Annotated in this window: 19 protein-coding genes; 8 read left to right on the top strand and 11 right to left on the bottom strand. The window is 54.4% G+C overall.

Going from position 1 to position 20,547, the window contains the following annotated elements:
* Positions 1-2 precede the first annotated feature (2 nt).
* The 6 genes from ispU to rpsB all read right to left on the bottom strand — a co-directional run bounded on the left by ispU (position 3) and on the right by rpsB (position 5,576).
* Positions 3-755 (bottom strand): (2E,6E)-farnesyl-diphosphate-specific ditrans,polycis-undecaprenyl-diphosphate synthase, encoded by a 753-nt coding sequence (gene ispU / locus KVT28_RS14500; RefSeq protein WP_217549049.1) that lies wholly within the window; start codon positions 753-755, stop codon positions 3-5.
* A 165-nt stretch (positions 756-920) separates the two neighbouring features.
* Positions 921-2,123 carry a 1-deoxy-D-xylulose-5-phosphate reductoisomerase gene (ispC, locus tag KVT28_RS14505; protein WP_217549333.1) on the bottom strand — a complete coding sequence of 401 codons (1,203 nt, stop codon included), beginning with the start codon at positions 2,121-2,123 and terminating at the stop codon, positions 921-923.
* 119 nt (positions 2,124-2,242) lie between these two features.
* On the bottom strand, positions 2,243-2,800 hold the full coding sequence (frr, locus tag KVT28_RS14510) for a ribosome recycling factor (protein ID WP_036649587.1): 558 nt from the start codon (positions 2,798-2,800) through the stop codon (positions 2,243-2,245).
* A gap of 142 nt (positions 2,801-2,942) precedes the next feature.
* Positions 2,943-3,668: a UMP kinase gene (pyrH, locus tag KVT28_RS14515; RefSeq protein WP_007893903.1), complete on the bottom strand. Its 726-nt coding sequence runs from the start codon at positions 3,666-3,668 to the stop codon at positions 2,943-2,945.
* Positions 3,669-3,822: 154 nt separating this feature from the next.
* Positions 3,823-4,674 (bottom strand): translation elongation factor Ts, encoded by an 852-nt coding sequence (gene tsf / locus KVT28_RS14520; protein ID WP_101762048.1) that lies wholly within the window; start codon positions 4,672-4,674, stop codon positions 3,823-3,825.
* A gap of 182 nt (positions 4,675-4,856) precedes the next feature.
* The gene (rpsB, locus tag KVT28_RS14525; RefSeq protein WP_007893898.1) at positions 4,857-5,576 is read right to left on the bottom strand and encodes a 30S ribosomal protein S2; all 720 of its coding nucleotides are present in this window, start codon (positions 5,574-5,576) and stop codon (positions 4,857-4,859) included.
* 318 nt (positions 5,577-5,894) lie between these two features.
* On the opposite strand from rpsB, the gene map reads away from it, so the two are divergent.
* From map to KVT28_RS14545, 4 genes are all read left to right on the top strand, one after another.
* Positions 5,895-6,689, top strand: a complete 795-nt coding sequence (gene map / locus KVT28_RS14530; protein WP_101762049.1) for a type I methionyl aminopeptidase — start codon at positions 5,895-5,897, stop codon at positions 6,687-6,689.
* A gap of 70 nt (positions 6,690-6,759) precedes the next feature.
* Positions 6,760-9,414, top strand: a complete 2,655-nt coding sequence (gene glnD / locus KVT28_RS14535; RefSeq protein WP_110867586.1) for a bifunctional uridylyltransferase/uridylyl-removing protein GlnD — start codon at positions 6,760-6,762, stop codon at positions 9,412-9,414.
* Between the two features lie 76 nt (positions 9,415-9,490).
* A complete protein-coding gene (gene dapD / locus KVT28_RS14540; RefSeq protein WP_008108489.1) occupies positions 9,491-10,315 on the top strand; it encodes a 2,3,4,5-tetrahydropyridine-2,6-dicarboxylate N-succinyltransferase in 825 nt (274 codons plus the stop codon).
* Positions 10,316-10,608: 293 nt separating this feature from the next.
* Positions 10,609-11,001: a DUF3461 family protein gene (locus KVT28_RS14545; protein WP_007893894.1), complete on the top strand. Its 393-nt coding sequence runs from the start codon at positions 10,609-10,611 to the stop codon at positions 10,999-11,001.
* 42 nt (positions 11,002-11,043) lie between these two features.
* On the opposite strand, the gene KVT28_RS14550 is transcribed toward KVT28_RS14545, so the two are convergent.
* From KVT28_RS14550 to dgt, 4 genes are all read right to left on the bottom strand, one after another.
* The gene (locus KVT28_RS14550) at positions 11,044-12,270 is read right to left on the bottom strand and encodes an alginate lyase family protein (RefSeq protein WP_217549051.1); all 1,227 of its coding nucleotides are present in this window, start codon (positions 12,268-12,270) and stop codon (positions 11,044-11,046) included.
* Positions 12,270-13,427 (bottom strand): CdaR family transcriptional regulator, encoded by a 1,158-nt coding sequence (locus tag KVT28_RS14555; protein ID WP_061718082.1) that lies wholly within the window; start codon positions 13,425-13,427, stop codon positions 12,270-12,272. Before KVT28_RS14555 ends, KVT28_RS14550 begins: the two co-directional genes overlap by 1 nt.
* A gap of 184 nt (positions 13,428-13,611) precedes the next feature.
* Complete coding sequence (degP, locus tag KVT28_RS14560) at positions 13,612-15,054, bottom strand: serine endoprotease DegP (RefSeq protein ID WP_101762052.1); 1,443 nt, start codon at positions 15,052-15,054, stop codon at positions 13,612-13,614.
* Between the two features lie 136 nt (positions 15,055-15,190).
* Entirely contained in the window at positions 15,191-16,684 is a 1,494-nt protein-coding gene (dgt, locus tag KVT28_RS14565; RefSeq protein WP_101762053.1) for a dGTPase, read from the bottom strand.
* Positions 16,685-16,781: 97 nt separating this feature from the next.
* On the opposite strand from dgt, the gene mtnN reads away from it, so the two are divergent.
* The 3 genes from mtnN (at position 16,782) to KVT28_RS14580 (ending at position 18,642) form a co-directional block, all read left to right on the top strand.
* Entirely contained in the window at positions 16,782-17,480 is a 699-nt protein-coding gene (gene mtnN, locus KVT28_RS14570; RefSeq protein WP_101762054.1) for a 5'-methylthioadenosine/S-adenosylhomocysteine nucleosidase, read from the top strand.
* Entirely contained in the window at positions 17,473-18,276 is an 804-nt protein-coding gene (btuF, locus tag KVT28_RS14575; RefSeq protein ID WP_101762368.1) for a vitamin B12 ABC transporter substrate-binding protein BtuF, read from the top strand. The genes mtnN and btuF overlap by 8 nt, the downstream gene beginning before the upstream one ends.
* A gap of 114 nt (positions 18,277-18,390) precedes the next feature.
* On the top strand, positions 18,391-18,642 hold the full coding sequence (locus KVT28_RS14580) for a hypothetical protein (RefSeq protein ID WP_101762055.1): 252 nt from the start codon (positions 18,391-18,393) through the stop codon (positions 18,640-18,642).
* A gap of 35 nt (positions 18,643-18,677) precedes the next feature.
* Here the strand turns inward: KVT28_RS14580 and erpA are convergent, their stop codons facing one another.
* Positions 18,678-19,025 carry an iron-sulfur cluster insertion protein ErpA gene (gene erpA, locus KVT28_RS14585; RefSeq protein WP_007893884.1) on the bottom strand — a complete coding sequence of 116 codons (348 nt, stop codon included), beginning with the start codon at positions 19,023-19,025 and terminating at the stop codon, positions 18,678-18,680.
* A gap of 200 nt (positions 19,026-19,225) precedes the next feature.
* Between erpA and hemL the strand changes: the two genes are divergently transcribed.
* Complete coding sequence (hemL, locus tag KVT28_RS14590; RefSeq protein WP_101762056.1) at positions 19,226-20,506, top strand: glutamate-1-semialdehyde 2,1-aminomutase; 1,281 nt, start codon at positions 19,226-19,228, stop codon at positions 20,504-20,506.
* The last annotated feature ends 41 nt before the right edge of the window (positions 20,507-20,547 follow it).

The following is a 20,547-nucleotide window of genomic DNA, read 5'->3' on the forward strand; positions in this document are numbered from 1 at the left end:
GCTTAGGCGCCGCCTGGTGCAGTACCGCCATAGCGTCGCTCCCGCGTAGAGAATGCATTCAGTGCACCTTCAAAAACGTTTTCATCAAAATCAGGCCAAAGAACATCGGTAAACCAAAACTCAGCATAGGCGATTTGCCACAGCAGGAAGTTGCTAATCCGATGCTCTCCCCCGGTCCTTATCACTAAATCCACTGGCGCCAGCTCCTGCATACACAGATACGGAGCCAGGCTTTCTTCGGTAATCTGGTCAGGACGCAATAAACCTTCCTGAACCTGTTCGGCCAATTTTCTGGCACCCTGGATAATATCCCAACGGCCGCCATAGTTGGCAGCAATGTTTAGGGTCAGTCCATTATTTTGCTGAGTCAGTTCCTCGGCGCGGCGAATGCGTTCCTGAATTCGGTTATTGAAACGACTGATATCGCCAATAATGCGCAGACGCACATTGTGTTTGTGCAGGTTTTTGACTTCGCTGTCGAGCGCCCAGACAAACAACTCCATTAACGCTGCCACTTCCTGAATCGGACGGCTCCAGTTTTCACTGCTGAACGCATAAAGCGTGAGCGCTTCCAGTTTATGGCTAACCGCAAAGCTGACAGCCCGGCGTACTGATTTTACCCCGGCTTTGTGGCCTGAAATACGCAGTTTGCCCTGATTTTTTGCCCAGCGACCATTACCATCCATAATGATGGCCACGTGACGTGGCGTGCAGTACGACTCGTCATCGATTGTGTTGTGATTGTTGGACGACATAACGCGTAATAATTCCTTTCATCAGAAATGCTGTGGTTTCTGAATACATTGCGCCTGCAGCAAACTCCGGCAAACACGCCAGATGACATCGAAACAATGTCGGCTGTGAAACGCGAGCGAGCGACTATACCATTTTCACCCAGAGCGAACAAATAGCGGGAACTATCAACCTGCTAAACGAAAGCGCGGTAACAATTCATTGGCACGCACGCGCGCTAACCGATCAATCTCCATCACCTCGTCAATGCTGCCCGGCTCCAGACAACTCAGGGACGCCAGCACTTCGCTGTTGATGGCGGCAATATCGGTAAAGCGAATCTGGTGCTGCAGAAAAGCTGCCACCGCCACTTCATTCGCTGCATTCAGCGATGTCGTAGCGGCCTGACCTGTGGCACAGGCATCAATCGCAAGCTTCAGGCAGGGATAGCGCTCGTAGTCCGGCTCGGAAAACGTCAACGACTTCATGCGCGTGAAGTCGAGCGGCGTTACGCCCGCAGAAATGCGTGCTGGCCATGCCATGCTGTGCGCAATAGGCGTCCGCATATCCGGAGAGCCCAATTGCGCCAGCACGCTGCCGTCGCAATAACGCACCATCGAATGGATAACCGACTGCGGATGCAGGATCACCTCCATCTGCGCGTCAGTCGCATTAAACAGCCAGCGGGCTTCAATGTATTCAAGACCTTTATTCATCATGGTGGCCGAATCAACGGAGATTTTACGCCCCATTGACCAGTTCGGATGCGCACAAGCCTGATCCGGCGACATACCGGCTAAATCCGCTAATGGCGTGTCACGAAAAGGACCACCCGATCCCGTAAGGAGAATCGACTCGATGCCGTTTCCCCGCAGATCAGCGTACCCCAACTGATGCTGTATGGAAGCGGGTAAACTCTGAAAAATGGCGTTGTGCTCGCTATCGACCGGCAGCAATTGCACCTGATGTTGGCGTACCGCCTCCATAAACAGACGGCCGCATGTGACAAGCGACTCTTTGTTGGCCAGCAGCACGGTTTTACCGGCACGAATCGCCGCCATGGTGGGCTGTAAACCTGAGGCGCCAACAATCGCCGCCATCACCTGATCCACGTCATCCAGCGCGGCCAATTCGCAGGCTGCCTGAACGCCGGAGAGCACTTCGGTATTAACGTTGAGTGCTTTCAGTCGCTCACGCAGCGCTTGTGCGGAAGTCTCGTCGGACATCGCGGCATAGCGCGGTTGGAATTGCAGGCATTGTTCAGCCATCAACGCCACATTCTGGCCAGCCACCAGCGCGGTCACCTGATAAAGTTCAGGATTGGCGGCAATCACCGCCAGCGTGCTGGTACCAATGGAGCCGGTCGATCCCAGCAGAGTTAATCGCTTCATCATGCTATCCCTGTGAAGTCGTGGAGAGTGTCCGCAACAGCGCCAGACACAATGTAAAACGCCGCCAGAGTCGAACACGTCTCGTCTCTGAACGGCGTTTTGAAAAGCAGTTGATGGAATTAGAAGTCCATCAGTTCCTTTTCTTTATCGGCCAATGCGGCATCAACACTCTTGATGTGCGCATCGGTCATTTTCTGGATCTCGTCCTGCGTACGACGTTCGTCGTCTTCGCTGATCTCTTTGTCTTTCAGCAGCGCTTTGATCTTATCGTTGGCGTCACGGCGGACGTTACGCACGGAAACACGGCCCTGCTCTGCTTCGCCACGTACGATCTTGATCAGGTCTTTACGACGCTCTTCGGTCAGCGCTGGCAGCGGCACACGAATATCGCTACCGGCTGAGCTTGGGTTCAGACCCAAATCAGACGTCATAATCGCTTTCTCAACCGCAGCGCTCAGCGAGCGATCAAATACGTTGATTTTCAACGTACGTGAATCCTCAACCGTCACGCTAGCCAGCTGGCGCAGCGGCGTTGGTGTACCGTAATAAGGAACCACAATGCCGTCGAGCAGTGAAGGCGAAGCACGGCCGGTGCGGATTTTGCTGATGTTGTTTTTAAATGCATCCACACATTTTTCCATCCGCGTGTCTGCATCTTTTTTAATGTCGTTAATCACGTTGAAACCCTTGAATTCGGTTGACCTGGCCATTTCCGGGCTAACCGGAAGCGGTATCGATAAACATCGATCATCCTAATTGCTGCGCGATGTCAGAGCATCGCGGCAAAAGAATATACCTTATTTTAACGTGCGTCGGGTATTAATGCGTAATCAGGGTGCCTTCTTTTTCACCCATCACGACGCGACGCAATGCGCCAGGCTTGTTCATGTTGAAGACGCGGATAGGCAGCTTGTGGTCACGCGCCAGCGTAAAGGCGGCGAGATCCATTACTTTAAGCTCTTTATCCAACACTTCTGCATAGCTCAGTTGGTCATACAGCGTGGCATCCGGGTTTTTCACCGGATCTTCAGAGTAGACGCCGTCTACTTTGGTGGCTTTCAGTACCACGTCGGCTTCGATTTCGATGCCGCGCAGGCAGGCTGCAGAGTCAGTGGTAAAGAACGGGTTGCCGGTACCGGCCGCGAAGATCACGACGCGGTTATTACGCAGCAGGCTGATCGCTTCTGCCCAGCTGTAGTTATCACACACGCCGTTCAGCGGAATCGCTGACATCAAGCGCGCATTGACATACGCACGGTGCAGCGCGTCACGCATTGCCAGGCCATTCATCACTGTTGCCAGCATGCCCATATGGTCGCCGACCACACGGTTCATGCCCGCCTGGGCCAGACCTGCGCCGCGGAACAGGTTACCGCCACCAATAACCACACCCACCTGAATGCCCAGCTCAACCAGCTCTTTCACCTCTTGCGCCATGCGGTCAAGCACGCTCGCGTCGATGCCAAAACCTTCGGCACCTTGCAGTGCTTCGCCACTCAGTTTTAGCAGGATACGTTGATATACAGGTTTTGCGTTGGTCGCCATGGTCAGTTCTTCCTGGAAGATATGATGAAAAGGAGAAGTAAAATCTGGTCGATCATCCGCAAAGCCCGCGAGAAAAGCTATTGGGATGAGACTGAAAGTGCTGCACTAAATCGCAGACAAAAAAGAACCGCCTTGTGGCGGTTCTTTCGGACCATTAAGACTGTTTGGACATTGCAGCAACTTCTGCTGCGAAGTCAGCTTCAACTTTCTCAATGCCTTCGCCCACTTCGAAGCGGATGAAGTTGATGACGTCAGCGTTTTTCTCTTTCAACGCCTGGCCAACGGTTTTGCTTGGGTCGATAACGAAAGCCTGACCGGTCAGAGAAACTTCGCCGGTGAATTTCTTCATGCGGCCTTCAACCATTTTCTCTGCGATTTCTTTTGGCTTGCCAGACTGCATGGCGATATCCAGCTGGACCTGGTACTCTTTCTCGACCACGTCTGCAGACACGTCTTCTGGCTTAACGAATTCTGGCTTGCTTGCAGCGATGTGCATAGCAACTTGCTTGCTCAGTTCTTCGTCAGCACCGGTGGTAGAAACAACCACGCCGATACGTGCGCCATGCTGATAGCTGTTCAGCTCAGCGCCTTCCAGGATAGCAATACGACGGATGTTGATGTTCTCACCGATTTTCGTAACCAGCGCTACGCGTTCTTCTTCGAACTGCGCTTTCAGAACTTCCACATCGGTAACTTTGCCAGCGACAGCTGCATCCAGAACCTTGTCAGCAAACGCCTGGAAACCGCCATCTTTTGCAACGAAGTCGGTCTGGCAGTTTACTTCCAGGATCGCCGCGAAGCCGTCAGCGATTTTGGTTTTGATCACGCCATCAGCAGCAACGTTGCCTGCTTTCTTAGCCGCTTTGATTGCGCCAGATTTGCGCATGTTCTCAATCGCCAGCTCGATGTCGCCGTTCGCTTCGGTCAGCGCTTTTTTGCAGTCCATCATGCCTGCGCCAGTACGCTCACGCAGTTCTTTTACCAATGCAGCGGTAATATCAGCCATTCCAGAATCCTCGATTCGTCTCTGTGTGCTCACACACTGTCAGAAACTTGTTGCGGAAAATTTACTCTGCCCCGCTCGCTCTGTAGTGAGCGTGACAGACTTAGATAAAATAAAGGGGCCTGAACGGCCCCCTTAACAGATAACATCTGATGTCTAAGGGCTCTTAGAAAGAGCGAACCTTATTAAGCTTCAGCAGCTTCTTCAGCCTGCTCAGCCAGATCCTGTGAACGGCCTTCGCGCACGGTAGTGGCAACGGCAGTCAGGTACAGGCTTACAGCACGGATCGCATCGTCGTTACCTGGGATAACGAAGTCAACGCCGTCTGGATCAGAGTTGGTATCAACGATAGCAAAAACTGGGATACCCAGGTTGTTTGCTTCTTTGATAGCGATGTGCTCGTGATCAGCGTCAACAACGAACAGTGCATCCGGCAGACCGCCCATATCTTTGATACCGCCCAGGCTGTTTTCCAGCTTGGCCAGTTCGCGAGTGCGCATCAGCGCTTCTTTCTTGGTCAGTTTGTCGAAAGTACCGTCCTGAGACTGAGACTCAAGATCTTTCAGGCGTTTGATTGACTGACGAACGGTTTTCCAGTTAGTCAGCATGCCACCCAACCAGCGGTGGTTTACGAAGAACTGGTCGCAGCTCAGAGCTGACTCTTTTACCGCTTCGGCAGCAGCGCGCTTAGTACCAACGATCAGGATCTTACCTTTACGGGAAGAGATCTTTTTCAACTCAGCCAGAGCGTCGTTGAACATTGGCACAGTCTGCTCGAGGTTGATGATGTGAACCTTGTTACGTGCGCCGAAGATGAATGGCTTCATTTTCGGGTTCCAGTAACGGGTCTGGTGACCAAAGTGAACACCAGCCTTGAGCATGTCGCGCATTGAAACAGTTGCCATGATTACCTCTAAAGTTTGATTTGGGGTTGGGCCTCCATGTATCCCATACGACCGACCTCTTTCAAGGCACCCCGGCGTATGTGTCGATACATGTGTGTTTTAGTACACATAATGAGTTTTATGCGTTTCCTGCCAGCCAAACGTCGGTGACAGAGAATCGTCGGCGCGCTTTATACCACAATGCGCAGGAATACGCCAATAGTAGTTGAGCGCCGCAGGCGCAGACAATCGCCATTTGGCAGCCCTTTTGCTGGCTGCTAACATGACTGCCACAGAACTCATTATTGTCGAAAAATTCGACGATTGCGGATTAATTTAATGGCTATTTCAATTAAAACCCCTGAAGAAATCGAAAAAATGCGCGTGGCGGGCCGCCTTGCCGCTGAAGTGCTGGAGATGATTGCCCCGCACGTGGTGCCTGGCGTCACCACCGGTGAACTGGATCGTCTCTGCCACGAACACATCACGCAGAAGCAGCAGGCGATTTCCGCCTGCCTCGGCTATCACGGCTTCCCGAAATCGGTGTGTATTTCGGTGAATGAAGTGGTATGTCACGGTATTCCGAGCGACGATCGCGTGCTGAAGGATGGCGACGTGGTTAACGTCGATGTCACGGTGATCAAAGATGAGTATCACGGCGATACCTCAAAAATGTTCATCGTCGGTAAAGCCACCATTCAGGGCGAGCGCCTGTGTCGCGTTACTCAGGAAAGTCTCTATATTGCGCTGCGTCTGGTGAAACCGGGTATTCGTCTGCGTGAACTGGGCCGCGCGATTCAGCAGTATGTCGAAGCACAGGATTTTTCGGTGGTGCGCGAGTATTGCGGTCACGGCATCGGCAAAGGCTTCCACGAAGAGCCGCAGGTACTGCATTACGACGCGGATGATAGCGGCGTGGTGTTGCAAGCAGGCATGACCTTCACCATCGAACCGATGGTCAATGCCGGTGATTACCGCATCCGCACCATGAAGGATGGCTGGACCGTGAAAACCAAAGATCGCAGCTTGTCCGCGCAGTATGAGCATACTATTGTGGTGACAGAAAACGGCTGTGAGATTCTGACGCTGCGTGAAGACGACACCCTTCCAGCGGTGCTTGAAAACGTCGCGTAATTATCTCGCTAACAGTACCAGGCCGGCTTATCGCTGGCCTTTTTTATGTGCGTAATGAAGAGGCATGTTGATGAGTGGTAGCGTGACCGAAGCAGTACACAAAGGCCTGACCGATTCCCCCGCCAGCTGGCCCGATGACGCCCTGACGCGCGACAAGCTCAAACACTATCTTGAGCAATTCCAGCAGCACCTGGGCATTGCATTTGATGCGGGCACCGATATTGAATCTCTGATTGATGCCCGCACGCTGTTTATCGACCGCTTACTGCGCCGCCTGTGGCGCTTCTTTGGTTTCGACCAGATGAAGGAGATCGCACTGGTTGCCGTTGGCGGTTATGGTCGCGGCGAACTGCATCCCCTCTCCGATATTGATGTGCTGATCCTCAGCCGCCAGCCGCTGGACGACACAGCCGCGCAGCGCGCCAGCGAGCTGCTAACGCTGATGTGGGATTTGAAGCTGGAAGTTGGTCACAGCGTACGTACGCTGGAAGAGTGCTTGCTGGAAGGCTTATCCGATCTTACGGTCGCCACCAACCTGATCGAATCGCGCATGCTCACTGGCGATGTGGCGCTGTTTCTCGAACTGCAAAAGAACATCTTCAGCGATGGTTTCTGGCCGTCGTCGCGCTTCTTCGCCGCCAAAATTGAAGAGCAGCAGGAGCGCCACCAGCGCTATCACGGCACCAGCTACAACCTCGAACCGGATATCAAAAGCAGCCCCGGCGGCCTGCGCGACATACACACGCTGCAATGGGTGGCGCGTCGTCACTTTGGCGCCACCACCATGGATGAGATGGTTGGTTTCGGCTTTATCACCGAAGCGGAACGCAATGAAATCAACGAGTGTCAGGAATTTTTGTGGCGCATTCGCTTTGCGCTGCACTTAACGCTGCCACGCTATGACAATCGTCTGCTGTTTGATCGACAACTCACCGTCGCTCAACGCCTCAACTATCTGGGCGAAGTCAATGAGCCGGTTGAGCGCATGATGAAGGACTTCTACCGCGTCACGCGCCGTATCGGCGAACTCAATCAGATGCTGCTGCAGCTGTTCGATGAAGCGATTCTGGCGCTGTCGACCACTGAAAAACCGCGCAACATTGATGACGATTTCCAGATTCGCGGTGATCTCATCGACCTGCGCGATCTCACGCTGTTTGAGCGTGAGCCGCAAGCCATCTTGCGTATGTTCTACGTGATGGTGCGTAACGAAAACATCAAAGGTATTTACTCCACCACGCTGCGGCAGCTGCGCTATGCGCGCCGCCATTTGAAGCAGCCGCTGTGTCAAATTCCTGAAGCGCGTGAAACCTTTATGGCGATTCTGCGTCATCCTGGCGCGGTTAAGCGTGCGCTGGTGCCGATGCATCGTCACAGCGTGTTATGGGCCTATACGCCGCTGTGGGGCAACATCGTCGGTCAGATGCAGTTCGATCTGTTCCACGCTTACACGGTGGATGAGCACACCATCCGCGTGCTGCAGAAGCTGGAGAGTTTTGCCGACGAAGCCACGCGCCCGATGCATCCGCTGTGCGTTGAACTCTGGCCGCGCCTGCCACAGCCGGAACTGTTGCTGATGGCTGCGCTGCTGCACGATATCGCCAAAGGCCGCAACGGCGATCACTCCATTCTCGGCGCGCAGGATGCGCTCGACTTTGCCGAACTACACGGACTGAACTCCCGCGAAACGCAGCTGGTTGCCTGGCTGGTACGCCATCATTTATTGATGTCAGTCACCGCGCAGCGCCGCGATATTCAGGATCCCACCGTGATTCAGCAATTCGCCGAAGTGATGCAGAACGAAAACCGCTTGCGCTATCTGGCGTGCCTGACGGTTTCCGATATCTGCGCCACCAATGAAAGCTTGTGGAACAGCTGGAAGCAGAGCCTGTTGCGCGAGCTGTTCTTCGCGACCGAAAAACAGCTGCGCCGCGGCATGGAAAACAGCCCGGATCTGCGCGAGCGCGTGCGCCATCATCGTCTGCAAGCGCTGGCGCTGCTGCGGATGGAAAACCTCGACGAAGAGCGTTTGCACCATATCTGGAGCCGCTGCCGCGCCGACTATTTCCTGCGTCACACACCGAATCAGCTCGCCTGGCATGCGCGCCACTTAATTCATCACGATCTCAACAAACCGCTGGTGCTGGTCAGCCCGCAGGCCACGCGCGGCGGTACCGAGATCTTTATCTGGAGCCCGGATCGTCCGCACCTGTTTGCGGCGGTGGCCGGCGAGTTGGATCGCCGCAATCTCAGCGTGCATGATGCGCAGATCTTTACCAGTCGCGATGGCATGGCAATGGACACCTTTATTGTGCTGGAGCCGGATGGCAGCCCGCTGGCCGCCGATCGCCATCCGCTGATCATTCAGGCGCTGGAACAAGCCATCACGCAAAACGAATGGGTGCCGCCGCGTACGCGCCGTCAGTCTGCGCGCCTCAAGCATTTCAGTGTCGATACCGAAGTCAATTTCCTGCCGACGCACACCGACCGCCGCAGTTATCTGGAATTGGTCGCGCTCGATCAGCCCGGCTTGCTGGCGCGCGTGGGTGAAGTGTTCGCCGATTTGGGCGTGTCGCTGCACGGCGCACGCATCAGTACGATTGGTGAACGGGTTGAGGATCTTTTCATCCTCGCCGATAGCGAGCGGCGTGCGCTTGGGGTGGAAATGCGCAATGTGTTGCAACAGAGGTTGACAGAGGCCCTTAATCCAAACGATAAAGTGTGACCGCAATCGATTAATCAAATTTATTTACCGTGCCAGTGCGATGCTGGCACCCGTATTACAGACTTAGGAAATCATTATGCAACAGTTACAGAGCGTTATCGAATCTGCCTTTGAGCGCCGCGCCGACATCACGCCATCTAGCGTAGACAGCGCGACCCGCGATGCTATCACCCAGGTTATTGGCCTGCTGGATAGCGGTGAACTGCGCGTTTCTGAAAAGATCAACGGTGAGTGGGTAACGCATCAGTGGCTGAAGAAAGCAGTGCTGTTGTCGTTCCGCATCAACGACAATCAGGTCATGGAAGGTTCTGAAACCCGCTTCTACGACAAAGTGCCAATGAAGTTTGCTGGCTGGGATGAAGCGCGTTTTAAAAACGCCGGTTTCCGCGTTGTGCCACCTGCTGCCGTGCGTCAGGGCGCATTCATCGCACGTAATACCGTGCTGATGCCTTCCTACGTCAACATCGGCGCTTATGTTGATGAAGGCACCATGGTTGATACCTGGGCGACTGTGGGTTCTTGCGCGCAGATCGGTAAAAACGTCCACCTGTCAGGCGGTGTGGGCATCGGTGGCGTGCTGGAGCCGCTGCAGGCTAACCCAACCATCATCGAAGATAACTGCTTCATTGGCGCACGTTCAGAAATCGTTGAAGGCGTGATCGTCGAAGAAGGTTCCGTGATCTCCATGGGCGTTTACATCGGCCAGAGCACCAAAATCTTTGACCGCGAAACCGGCGAAGTGCATTACGGCCGCGTACCTGCGGGTTCCGTGGTGGTTTCCGGTAATCTGCCGTCTAAAGATGGTAGCTACAGCCTGTACTGCGCGGTAATCGTGAAGAAAGTTGACGCTAAAACGCTCAGCAAAACAGGCATTAACGAACTGCTGCGCAGCATCGACTGAGCTTCTCCTGCCTGAAGATCTTCCCGACGGGCCTGCCTACAGGCCCGTAATTATTTGTTTACACTCCCGCCAGAATTACCTGTTTCGCGCCGCGAATTAACACGTGCGTTTATTTTTCAAACAGTTCATAATCCGCGCCAAGTTAACTCCGGTCGCGCACTGTTCATCCCGGTTTTTGTGTCTACAGTTGATTAAGTATGCCGTAAGCGTTCCGGTTGCCGCGTTTCTGCTGCATCCCGAATGATGATGATAGTCCTGCGCGCTCACCCACTCTTAGATGGAATATAAACGCTATGTACGACAACCTGAAAAGCTTAGGTATCAGCAACCCTGACGACATCGACCGTTACAGCCTGCGTCAGGAAGCTAACAACGACATTCTTAAAATCTACTTCCGCAAAGACAAAGGTGAATTCTTTGCTAAAAGCGTGAAATTCAAATATCCACGTCAGCGCAAAACCGTTGTCGCCGATCACACCAGCCAGGGTTACAAAGAAGTGCAGGAAATCAGCCCGAACCTGCGTTATGTGATCGATGAACTGGACCAGATTTGCCAGCGCGACCAGGTTGAAGTGGATCTGAAGCGCAAAATTCTGGCGGATCTGCGCCATCTGGAAAGCGTGGTCTCGAACAAGATCGCTGAAATCGAATCAGACCTTGATCAGCTGACCCGCAACAACCGTTGATTTTGCGCTTTAGATAACAGGCCAGCCGATGCTGGCCTTTTTTTATGGCTGCTGATAAGGCAGCGAAAGCAGCCAGGTATCACGCTGTGCCTGCCTCACCGCCCCACTCTTTTGATCTTTCCATTGCGTCTGCATGATCCACTGTTGATAACGCGGCTGCTGCAGGCTGTTATCGGCCATTGAAAGCAGCGGAATGATGCGCTGGCTCACGCGATCGCGGTTTTTCCACGGCCAGAGTTTAGTGGCATCGCTGTACGGCGCCATCATGTCGAGCGCAGCCAGCAACGATCCGCCCGGCTGCTGGCTATGCCATAAATCGCCTAACCCTGCTTTACCGGCTAGCTGCGCCAATGCGCTAAGCGCCTGCAGATTGATGTAGCTGTAATGGAAGGATCGCGTGCGCGCTAACTCTGCGGGCTGGCTGCCATCGGCACGAATTTGCAGCGGAATTTTATTGCGCGCCAACTCTACCATCGCTGTGACTGTCTCACGATCGCCCAGATACCACGCGATTCCCGCCACCTGCGTGCAATACCAACTGCCATGATTATTTACCGCCGCCGCTTCTTGCAGTGCTAGCGGATTGTGCCGCAGCCAGTGCAGATACTCGCTAAACCACTGCTGCATCGCTTGCTGATCGGCAGGCTGCCAACCGGGCGCATTGCGTAGCAAAGTCAGCGCATCCACCACGCGCGTGGCAAAGTAGCGCCCATCGAGCACGCCATCATGGCGGCCCGCGGATCGGCCCGGAATGCCTTGAGCAAAGTTAAGATTAGGGTGCATACGGCTGGTGGGATTGATAAACCAGTGACGCATCATCGCCAGCGCTTTGTCGGCATAACGTTGATTGCCAGATAAATACCAGGCCAGCGTCAGCGCCTGAAAATCGGCGGTAAAGCGCGCCAGCCGCACGCCATCACTTTGATCATTCTTACTGGCAGGATTCACTTCGCCATCACGACGCTGCCACGGCAGGCCGTCGGCGCTGCTGGCGTCCGGCCACCAATAGGCGCTCAGGCTTAAATAATCCTGCTTCGAGCCGCTCGGCGGCATCATACCTTTATCGGTGACGCTGGGATTGGGGTGTTGCAGCGCGTTATCCGCCTGCTGTTTTAGCTGATGCCAGGCGTCGAGCGTTGGCGGCGCGGCCTGATGATGTGCCAGCTGCTGCTTAACTTTCTGCAGATCGTTTAACGAGAGAAAGGCCGGATCGTTAGCCACACTTAGCACGCTATACAGCCACAGCAGCGCAATCCACAGGTTCCTCATTAACTTTGCTCATCCAGTTGAAGCGCCACGTAAAGCAATAAGCGATCGTCAAAATTGCCCAGATCGAGCCCGGTGAGCTCGGAAATACGGTTGAGGCGATACTCCAGCGTGTTGCGATGAATGAACAGCGCGCGTGCCGTAGCGCTGGGTTGCACGTTGTGGCTGAACCACGCCACCAGCGTGCGTCGCAACAAGCCATTGTTATCCATGCTTTTCAGCTTTGCCAGCGGGCGTGCCAGTTCGTTGGCCTGCCAGCCGCCGCGTAAACTGTCGAGCAGCACCGGCAGCACCAGATCCTGATAAAAATAGCTGCGCTGTTCCGGCATGCGCTGTTTGCCCACCATCATTGTGGTTCGCGCGGTGCGGTACGAACGTGCGATGCTGCCGGGACCGGTAAAGTAGTTGCCGAGCGCGATGCGCATTCGCACCTGGCCGCTCTCCTTCATGCGTTGCAGCAGTTGATCCACGCGACGACGATGATCGTCCTGATCGTAGCGGCCATGCGCATTCAGTGCCGGTTTCAGCACCACCATTTCGGTGAGTGAAACAATCGCAATCAGGTTGTCGCGTTCCGGCGTGGTCAGCAGCGTTTGCAGCTGTTGCAGCTCGGACATGGCGCTATCAACGCCGAGCTGGCCGCTGTCCACTTCCACCACCGCCACCACGCGCGGTTGATTGAGATCGATGCCGAGCCGCTGCGCCCATTCGCTGAGCGCTGGCGATAAGGTTTCGCTGCGCACCAGATTCAGCACCAGCTCTTCTCGCAAGCGGCTATCTTGCGCCAGCATGTGTAGCAAACGCGCCTGTTCCAGCATCATTTCGGCGGTCATACACACCAATTCGCCGTAGTGACGCAGCGTTGCCGGTTGGCCGGTCAAACCGATCACGCCGACGATATCGCCATCAATACGCAGCGGCAAATTGATGCCAGGACGCACGCCGTGCAGATGTTTTGCCACCGCTTCGTCGATGTCTACCACGCGCCCTTGTGACAGCACCAAAAGCGCGCCTTCGTGCAATTCGCCAATGCGCTCACGATCGCCACTGCCGATGATGCGACCACGCGCATCCATCACGTTGACATTGCTGTCAATAATTTGCATGGTGCGGGCAACAATATCCTGAGCCAGTCGCGCATCGAGATGATAGGTGGCCATCAAACACTCCGGAGATAAGGACGAACAGACAGAATACGCATCCGTTACGGCGCTGACATTGTGCAACTGCACATAGCCAGCGGGATTATGCGGGATTTGCGGTAAGCGTCACATTCAGTACCGGACATTTGCACAGACACAAAAAAGGCGAGCCAAAGCTCGCCTGTTATCAACAACCTGAAACTTACTGCATCAGCAGATACAGGCTGCTGTCACCGCGCTGTACGTTCAGTGCCAGCACCGAAGGTTTGGTGTCGAGCACTTTACGCAGCTCGCCAAGATTAGCCACGGCTTGCTGGTTGACACCCAGAATCACGTCACCTTTCTTCAAGCCAATACGCGCCGCTGCGCTGCCAGGCTTGACGCTATCGACGCGCACGCCTTTCTGGCCGTTGGTATCAATATTGCTGAGATCGGCACCTTCAATACCGGTGTAAATGGTGGCGGACTGCACTTTATCCTGCGAGCTCTGCTGCAGTTCAACGGTAACATTCACCGGTTTGCCTTCGCGCAGCAGACCCAGCTGCAGCTTGGTACCGACCGGCAGCGAGCCGACTTCGGCACGCAGCGCTGCAAAGCTGGTCAGCGCTTTACCGTTCATCGACACCACCACGTCACCCGCTTTCACGCCGGCTTTCGCCGCAGCAGAGTTCGGCAATACCTGGCTAACAAAAGCGCCGCGCTGCGCATCGACTTTCATCGCTTTCGCCAGCTCTGAGTTCAGCTCGGTGCCCATAATGCCCAGCTCGCCGCGTTTCACCTGACCGTACTCCACCATCTGCGCGGTAAGGTTTTTCACCATTGAGCTAGGGATCGCAAAGCCGATACCGATGTTGCCGCCGTCCGGCGCCAGAATCGCGGTGTTAATCCCGATCAGCTCGCCGTTAAGGTTTACCAATGCGCCACCGGAGTTACCACGGTTAATCGCCGCATCGGTCTGAATGAAGTTTTCGTAATTTTCAACGTTCAGGCCGCTGCGGCCCAGCGCCGAAACAATCCCCGAAGTCACCGTTTCGCCAAGGCCGTACGGATTACCAATCGCCACGGTGTAATCACCGACGCGCAGGTTGTCGGAGTCGGCAATCTTAATTGCGGTGAGGTTTTTCGCATCCTGCAGCTGAATCAGCGCGATATCTGATTGTGGATCTTTACCGATCACTTTGGCGTCGTAACGACGTCCATCGCTGAGCTGCACCTGGATTTTGGTCGCGTTATCCACCACGTGGTTGTTGGTCACCACATAGCCTTTATCCGCGTTAATTACCACGCCGGAACCCAGCGCACGGAACTGCTGTTTCTGCGCGTTAGCACCGCCATCCGCGCCGCCGTCACCACCGCCGTTTTGACACATGGGTGAGCTTTGGAACGGTGAACCGTCCTGGCAGAACGGAGAATTATCACCAAAGAATTGCTGGAACTGCTGCGGCATACGCGGCGTTTTAACCGTCGTCGAGCCTTCCACACTGATACTCACCACGGAAGGCATGACTTTTTCCAGCATGGGTGCCAGGCTTGGCAACTGCTGGCTGGAAGAAGAAGCGGTCTCTGCGGCAAATACACTCACAGGGCTCAACGTCGCCGCGCCGAAACTCAGCGCCAACGCCAGCATAATTGTGTTTTTTTTCATTTATCTGTGTCTCTCTAAGAATTACGGCCAGACCATTGCTGTGGTCGTGATGATGAGATTAAGTTTTTAGCGCGAAGTTCCTAATAAAGTTTTAGGTAAAGGTAAAAAATTGTTCTTCATCTTTACAATTGTGCGCTTATTCAACCGCCATTAAACGACGATATTCATCCCAGGCATAATTGTCCGTCATCCCACTAATGTAGTCCTGAATCAGGCGCGCACGATAATAACGTTCCCACAACAAGCGCTGATATTTATGCTCAACAATTAATGAGCGCATGTGTTGTTGATAGGCCTTTCGATGTTTGCCGGAAAGCTTGTGAAACAAGCGGGTTTCAATCGGATGCTTTGCCAGAAAGTCTTCGTTCATCAAGGTGGTAAATTGCTCGTAATCCAGCAACAGCAGTGACTGATATATTTCGAGCAAACCTTTAATTACCCGATAACCCTGCAATTCCAGTTGTTCAACTTCCGGATGATTAAACACCTGCTGACGCGCGACCGTTTTAAATAGTTTCAGCAAACGCCCTTCTTCACCATCATCTTCCAGTAAAGCGTGATTAAAATCGCCTTCGAAAATAGCCGGTAAGTTGTCGATGAAACGCTTAACCGCATGGCTAACCAGCACGTTTTGCACGTTAACCCGCAATGACATAAAGAATTGATCGCTGATACTGCGGCGTTTTTTCTGATTAGCCTCTTTCCAGGCATCACCGATAGTGCGGCTGAAAACATCGCCGTTTTTTACCGCGCCCCAGGCATCCAATAAATGCTTATACAACGTTTCAACGTGGAAGATGTCTTTTTCTACGGCGTCATCCAAATCGGCAATGCAATAAGAGATATCGTCGGCGGCTTCCATTATCCAGGTAAGCGGGAAACGATGGTGCTGTTTAATATTGGTCGCTTCACGCAACTCAGCCACATATTCTCGCTCAGATAAATAGAAGCCCGGCTTTTTCATTAATACGCTAAATTCGGCCGGTTTATCGCCTTGCCACCATGCGGGCGCGGTATATTTCAATATACAGGCGACCTGCGCATAGCTGAGATTGAGTTGCAGCAGCGTATGCACCAGGCGAATCGCCTGCGCGTTACCCTCGAAATGGCATAAATCTTGACGAATCATTGCATTCAACTGGTCAAAAGCGGCGCGCTCAGCCTCATCGGCAACGCCCGCCACCAGCGGATCGACCAGCTCGGCAGGCAGATTTTCGTCGAACCAGTCATTGATCGCCGCCTCGCCAAAATGACCAAACGGCGGATTGCCGACATCGTGCAGTAAACAGGCCATCTCAATCAGGCTTTCGAAGGCACCTTCAAACTCATCCAGCCCATAATTCGCCAGCCCGCCGCCCTGGGTTTTCAGCGCTTGCAGAATCTCTTTGGTGATATATCGCCCGGTTTGCTGCACTTCCAGCGAGTGCGTTAGACGCGAACGCACCGCCGCATTGCGCTCGAGCGGGAATACCTGGGTTTTCTGTTGCAGGCGACGAATGGCGGCGGAGTTAATAATACGTCCGCGATCGCTTTCAAAGTGGCGGGTAATAAAGTATTCCCCTTCGGGATCTTTGCGGCTGGTATAAGGGCGGGTGAAACTGATCTTCTTCCTGAAATTGATCGTCGCCATAATTACCCCTTATTTTTTCGTGAATTCTTCCTCAATCAGCCATGTTAGACTATGCCTCACTTTTGCGGGTTACATCCATTAAATTAGCGAGATTCTTATGAAAGTAGGCATTATTGGCGCGATGGAGCAGGAAGTTACACTGCTGCGTGACAAAATCGAAAACCGCCAGACACTGACGCTGGCCGGCTGCGAAATTTACACCGGTACGCTGAATGGTGTTGAGGTGGCGCTGCTGAAATCAGGCATCGGCAAAGTGGCTGCCGCGCTCGGCACCACCTTGCTGCTTCAGCTGTGCAAGCCGGATGTGGTAATCAACACCGGTTCTGCCGGCGGATTGGCGCCAACGCTGAAAGTGGGCGATATCGTGGTGTCGGATGAAGTGCGCTATCACGATGCCGACGTCACCGCCTTCGGTTACGAGCCAGGCCAGATGGCCAGCTGCCCCGCCGCTTTCGTGGCGGATGACAAACTGATTGCCGCCGCTGAAATGGTTATCAAGCAGCTCGACCTCAACGCGGTACGTGGTTTGGTAGTGAGCGGCGATGCGTTTATCAACGGCGCTGCACCACTGGAACGCATCCGCACCACCTTCCCGCAGGCGATTGCGGTGGAGATGGAAGCGACCGCAATTGGTCACGTTTGCCATCAGTTCAAGGTGCCATTTGTGGTGGTGCGCGCCATTTCTGACGTTGCCGATCAGGAATCACACCTCAGCTTCGATGAGTTCCTCAGTGTTGCGGCAAAACAATCTTCACTGATGGTTGAAAACCTGCTGGTTCAGCTGGCGCGTGGCTAAAATCCTGCTGCTTGGGCTGTTGCTGCTGTGCAACAGCCTGTTCGCTGCCGCGCCGCGCGTCATCACTCTTTCGCCCCATCTGACGGAACTGGCCTTCGCCGCAGGCATTACGCCGCTCGCCGTCAGCGCCTTCTCCGATTATCCCGCGCAGGCCAACGCGCTGGAACAGGTGGCGAACTGGCAAGGCATTAAAGTGGAACGCATTCTGCAACTGAAGCCGGATGTGGTGCTGGCGTGGCGCGGCGGTAATCCACAGCGGCAAATTGAACAGCTGCAGCGTTTCGGGGTCAAGGTTGAGTGGATCGATCCGCAAACCATTGACCAAATGATCGATGCGCTGGCGGCGTTACAGCGCTGGAGTCCGCAGCCGCAGCAAGCCATCGATGCGGCGCAGGCATTACGCGCGCAGGAAGCGGCGCTGCGCAAGCAGTATCAGCAAAGTACGCCGCTGCCGCTGTTTTTGCAGTTTGGTCAGCAGCCGCTGTTTACGGCTTCGCGTAACACCATGCAAAACCAGGTCATTGAGCTGTGCGGCGGCAGGAATATTTTTGCCGATAGCAGCGTTAGCTGGCCGCAGGTGAGCCGCGAACAGGTGCTGATGCGCCATCCGCAGGCGATTGTCATCGGGGGTGATGCCGCTCGGGCCGCCAGCATCGCGCAATATTGGCAGCCGCAATTGGATGTGCCGGTGATCGCCATCAATGACGACTGGCTGAGCCGTCCGGGGCCTCGCATGCTGCTGGCAGCGAAACAGCTGTGTGCAGATTTACATCCGACGAAAAAAAGCACTAATTAAGATTAAAGATTCGGCATAAGTTGTCGTAAATCATAATACAAGGCACAGCGGCCACGTATGCTCTGTGCCCTTTTTTAGCGCTTAGCGCAATTTTGTCTTCACCAGGAACTATTCATGACCAGAGCACTGCTGCTGGCCATAGGGCTCGTGATCGCTGCACCTCTGAGTGCGGCCACGTCGACCGGCTCTATTGCCGCTACCTTAACATTATTCTCGCGTTGCGATATCTCACGCCAGAGTGAACACTCTCTGCCCAAAGTGGATTGTGGACGTCACTTCAGCGCGCAGCCGCGCATTACCGAACGAGTATTAAAACGCGATGCTAAACGCCGCGAATCTGCGCGTTTAGTGACTATTGAGTGGTAGGAATCTGGCTACCAGAACGGCAGCCAGAAGCAGCATTAGATGCTGAAGGAAGAACCACAACCGCAGGTGGTTTTGGCATTCGGGTTGGTCACGATAAAACGTGAACCTTCCAGGCCTTCGGTGTAATCCACGGAACCGCCCACCAGATATTGCAGGCTCATCGGATCCACCACCAGCGCCACGCCTTGTTTCTCGATGGTCATGTCACCGTCATTCATTTGATCGTCAAACGTGAAGCCGTACTGGAAACCGCTGCAACCGCCGCCGGTAATGTAAACGCGCAATTTCAGCTCGGGATTTTCTTCATCAGAAATCAGGTTTTTCACTTTTTTTGCTGCTGCATCAGTAAATTGCAAAGGCAGCGCTGCTAAGTCGTCACTCATCTTTTACTCCGGGTAAACGTCGAGGTCAGAAAACGACCTTAATCTCGCTATTATCTGCCAGCCGTCCAGTGCAATCAAGTGTCACGCTTGACACTGTGTGCCGCCGCATGCGCAGGAAAGTATATACCCTAAACTTTAGCGCAAGCCGTTATTCCCGTAGAATGGCGCCAGATTTTTTCCCGAACAGCAGGAGCAGAACAATGAGTAAGTCAGAAAACCTGTATGCCGCAGCGCAACGCCTGATCCCCGGCGGTGTGAACTCCCCGGTACGTGCATTTACCGGTGTGGGCGGTGTGCCGCTGTTCATCGAACGCGCTGACGGTGCGTATCTGTATGACGCCGACGGCAAAGGCTATATCGATTATGTCGGTTCGTGGGGCCCGATGGTGCTGGGTCATAACAACGCCAACATCCGTAACGCAGTGATTGAAGCGGCTGCGCGCGGTCTGAGCTTCGGCGCGCCAACCGAGATGGAAGTGAAAATGGCCGAGCTGGTGTGCGAGCTGGTGCCAAGCATGGACATGGTGCGCATGGTTAACTCCGGCACCGAAGCCACCATGAGCGCCATTCGCCTGGCGCGCGGCTTCACCCATCGCGACAAAATCATTAAGTTCGAAGGCTGCTATCACGGCCACGCCGACTGCCTGCTGGTGAAAGCCGGCTCCGGCGCGCTGACGCTCGGCCAGCCAAACTCGCCGGGCGTACCGGCCGATTTCGCTAAGCACACGCTGACCTGCACCTATAACGATCTCAGCACCGTGCGTGCGGCTTTCGAGCAGTATCCTGAGGATATTGCCTGCATCATCGTTGAGCCGGTAGCGGGCAACATGAACTGCATTCCACCGCAGCCAGACTTCCTGCCAGGCCTGCGTACGCTGTGTGACGAATTCGGTGCGCTGCTGATTATCGACGAAGTGATGACCGGCTTCCGTGTTGCATTAGGCGGTGCTCAGGCCTATTACGACGTGACGCCAGACCTGACCTGTCTCGGTAAAATCATCGGCGGCGGCATGCCGGTCGGTGCCTTTGGTGGTCGTCGTGATGTGATGGATGCGCTGGCACCAACCGGTCCGGTTTATCAGGCCGGTACCTTGTCCGGTAACCCGATTGCCATGGCGGCGGGCTTCGCGTGTCTGTCGCAAATTGCGCAGCCTGGCACCCACAGCACGCTGACCGATCTGACCACGCAGTTAGCACAAGGCCTGCTGGCCGCAGCGAAAGCCGAAAATATTCCGCTGGTGATCAACCACGTGGGCGGTATGTTCGGGATTTTCTTCACTGATGCCGATGAAGTGACCTGCTATCAGGACGTCACTCAGTGTGACGTTGAGCGCTTTAAGCGTTTCTTCCACCTGATGCTGGAAGAAGGCGTTTACCTTGCGCCATCTGCTTTTGAAGCGGGCTTTATGTCGCTGGCGCACAGTAAAGAAGATATTCAACGCACCATCGATGCGGCACGCCGCAGCTTCGCGAAACTTTAAAACCGTCTGAATGGCGCACTCTACCGTCGTTGTGGAGTCGC

Origin of the sequence: Pantoea sp. GbtcB22 (assembly GCF_019091025.1) — a bacterium.
GTDB classification, from domain to species: Bacteria; Pseudomonadota; Gammaproteobacteria; order Enterobacterales; family Enterobacteriaceae; genus Pantoea; species Pantoea leporis.

What these genes read in the sequence shown, in the direction of transcription:
- degP (WP_101762052.1), bottom strand. Translation starts at nt 15,054, where the DNA reads ATGAAAAAAAACACAATTATGCTGGCGTTGGCGCTGAGTTTCGGCGCG.
- map (WP_101762049.1), top strand. Translation starts at nt 5,895, where the DNA reads ATGGCTATTTCAATTAAAACCCCTGAAGAAATCGAAAAAATGCGCGTG.
- KVT28_RS14550 (WP_217549051.1), bottom strand. Translation starts at nt 12,270, where the DNA reads ATGAGGAACCTGTGGATTGCGCTGCTGTGGCTGTATAGCGTGCTAAGT.
- dapD (WP_008108489.1), top strand. Translation starts at nt 9,491, where the DNA reads ATGCAACAGTTACAGAGCGTTATCGAATCTGCCTTTGAGCGCCGCGCC.
- mtnN (WP_101762054.1), top strand. Translation starts at nt 16,782, where the DNA reads ATGAAAGTAGGCATTATTGGCGCGATGGAGCAGGAAGTTACACTGCTG.
- erpA (WP_007893884.1), bottom strand. Translation starts at nt 19,025, where the DNA reads ATGAGTGACGACTTAGCAGCGCTGCCTTTGCAATTTACTGATGCAGCA.
- KVT28_RS14545 (WP_007893894.1), top strand. Translation starts at nt 10,609, where the DNA reads ATGTACGACAACCTGAAAAGCTTAGGTATCAGCAACCCTGACGACATC.
- ispU (WP_217549049.1), bottom strand. Translation starts at nt 755, where the DNA reads ATGTCGTCCAACAATCACAACACAATCGATGACGAGTCGTACTGCACG.
- KVT28_RS14555 (WP_061718082.1), bottom strand. Translation starts at nt 13,427, where the DNA reads ATGGCCACCTATCATCTCGATGCGCGACTGGCTCAGGATATTGTTGCC.
- ispC (WP_217549333.1), bottom strand. Translation starts at nt 2,123, where the DNA reads ATGAAGCGATTAACTCTGCTGGGATCGACCGGCTCCATTGGTACCAGC.
- KVT28_RS14580 (WP_101762055.1), top strand. Translation starts at nt 18,391, where the DNA reads ATGACCAGAGCACTGCTGCTGGCCATAGGGCTCGTGATCGCTGCACCT.
- pyrH (WP_007893903.1), bottom strand. Translation starts at nt 3,668, where the DNA reads ATGGCGACCAACGCAAAACCTGTATATCAACGTATCCTGCTAAAACTG.
- tsf (WP_101762048.1), bottom strand. Translation starts at nt 4,674, where the DNA reads ATGGCTGATATTACCGCTGCATTGGTAAAAGAACTGCGTGAGCGTACT.
- rpsB (WP_007893898.1), bottom strand. Translation starts at nt 5,576, where the DNA reads ATGGCAACTGTTTCAATGCGCGACATGCTCAAGGCTGGTGTTCACTTT.
- hemL (WP_101762056.1), top strand. Translation starts at nt 19,226, where the DNA reads ATGAGTAAGTCAGAAAACCTGTATGCCGCAGCGCAACGCCTGATCCCC.
- dgt (WP_101762053.1), bottom strand. Translation starts at nt 16,684, where the DNA reads ATGGCGACGATCAATTTCAGGAAGAAGATCAGTTTCACCCGCCCTTAT.
- glnD (WP_110867586.1), top strand. Translation starts at nt 6,760, where the DNA reads ATGAGTGGTAGCGTGACCGAAGCAGTACACAAAGGCCTGACCGATTCC.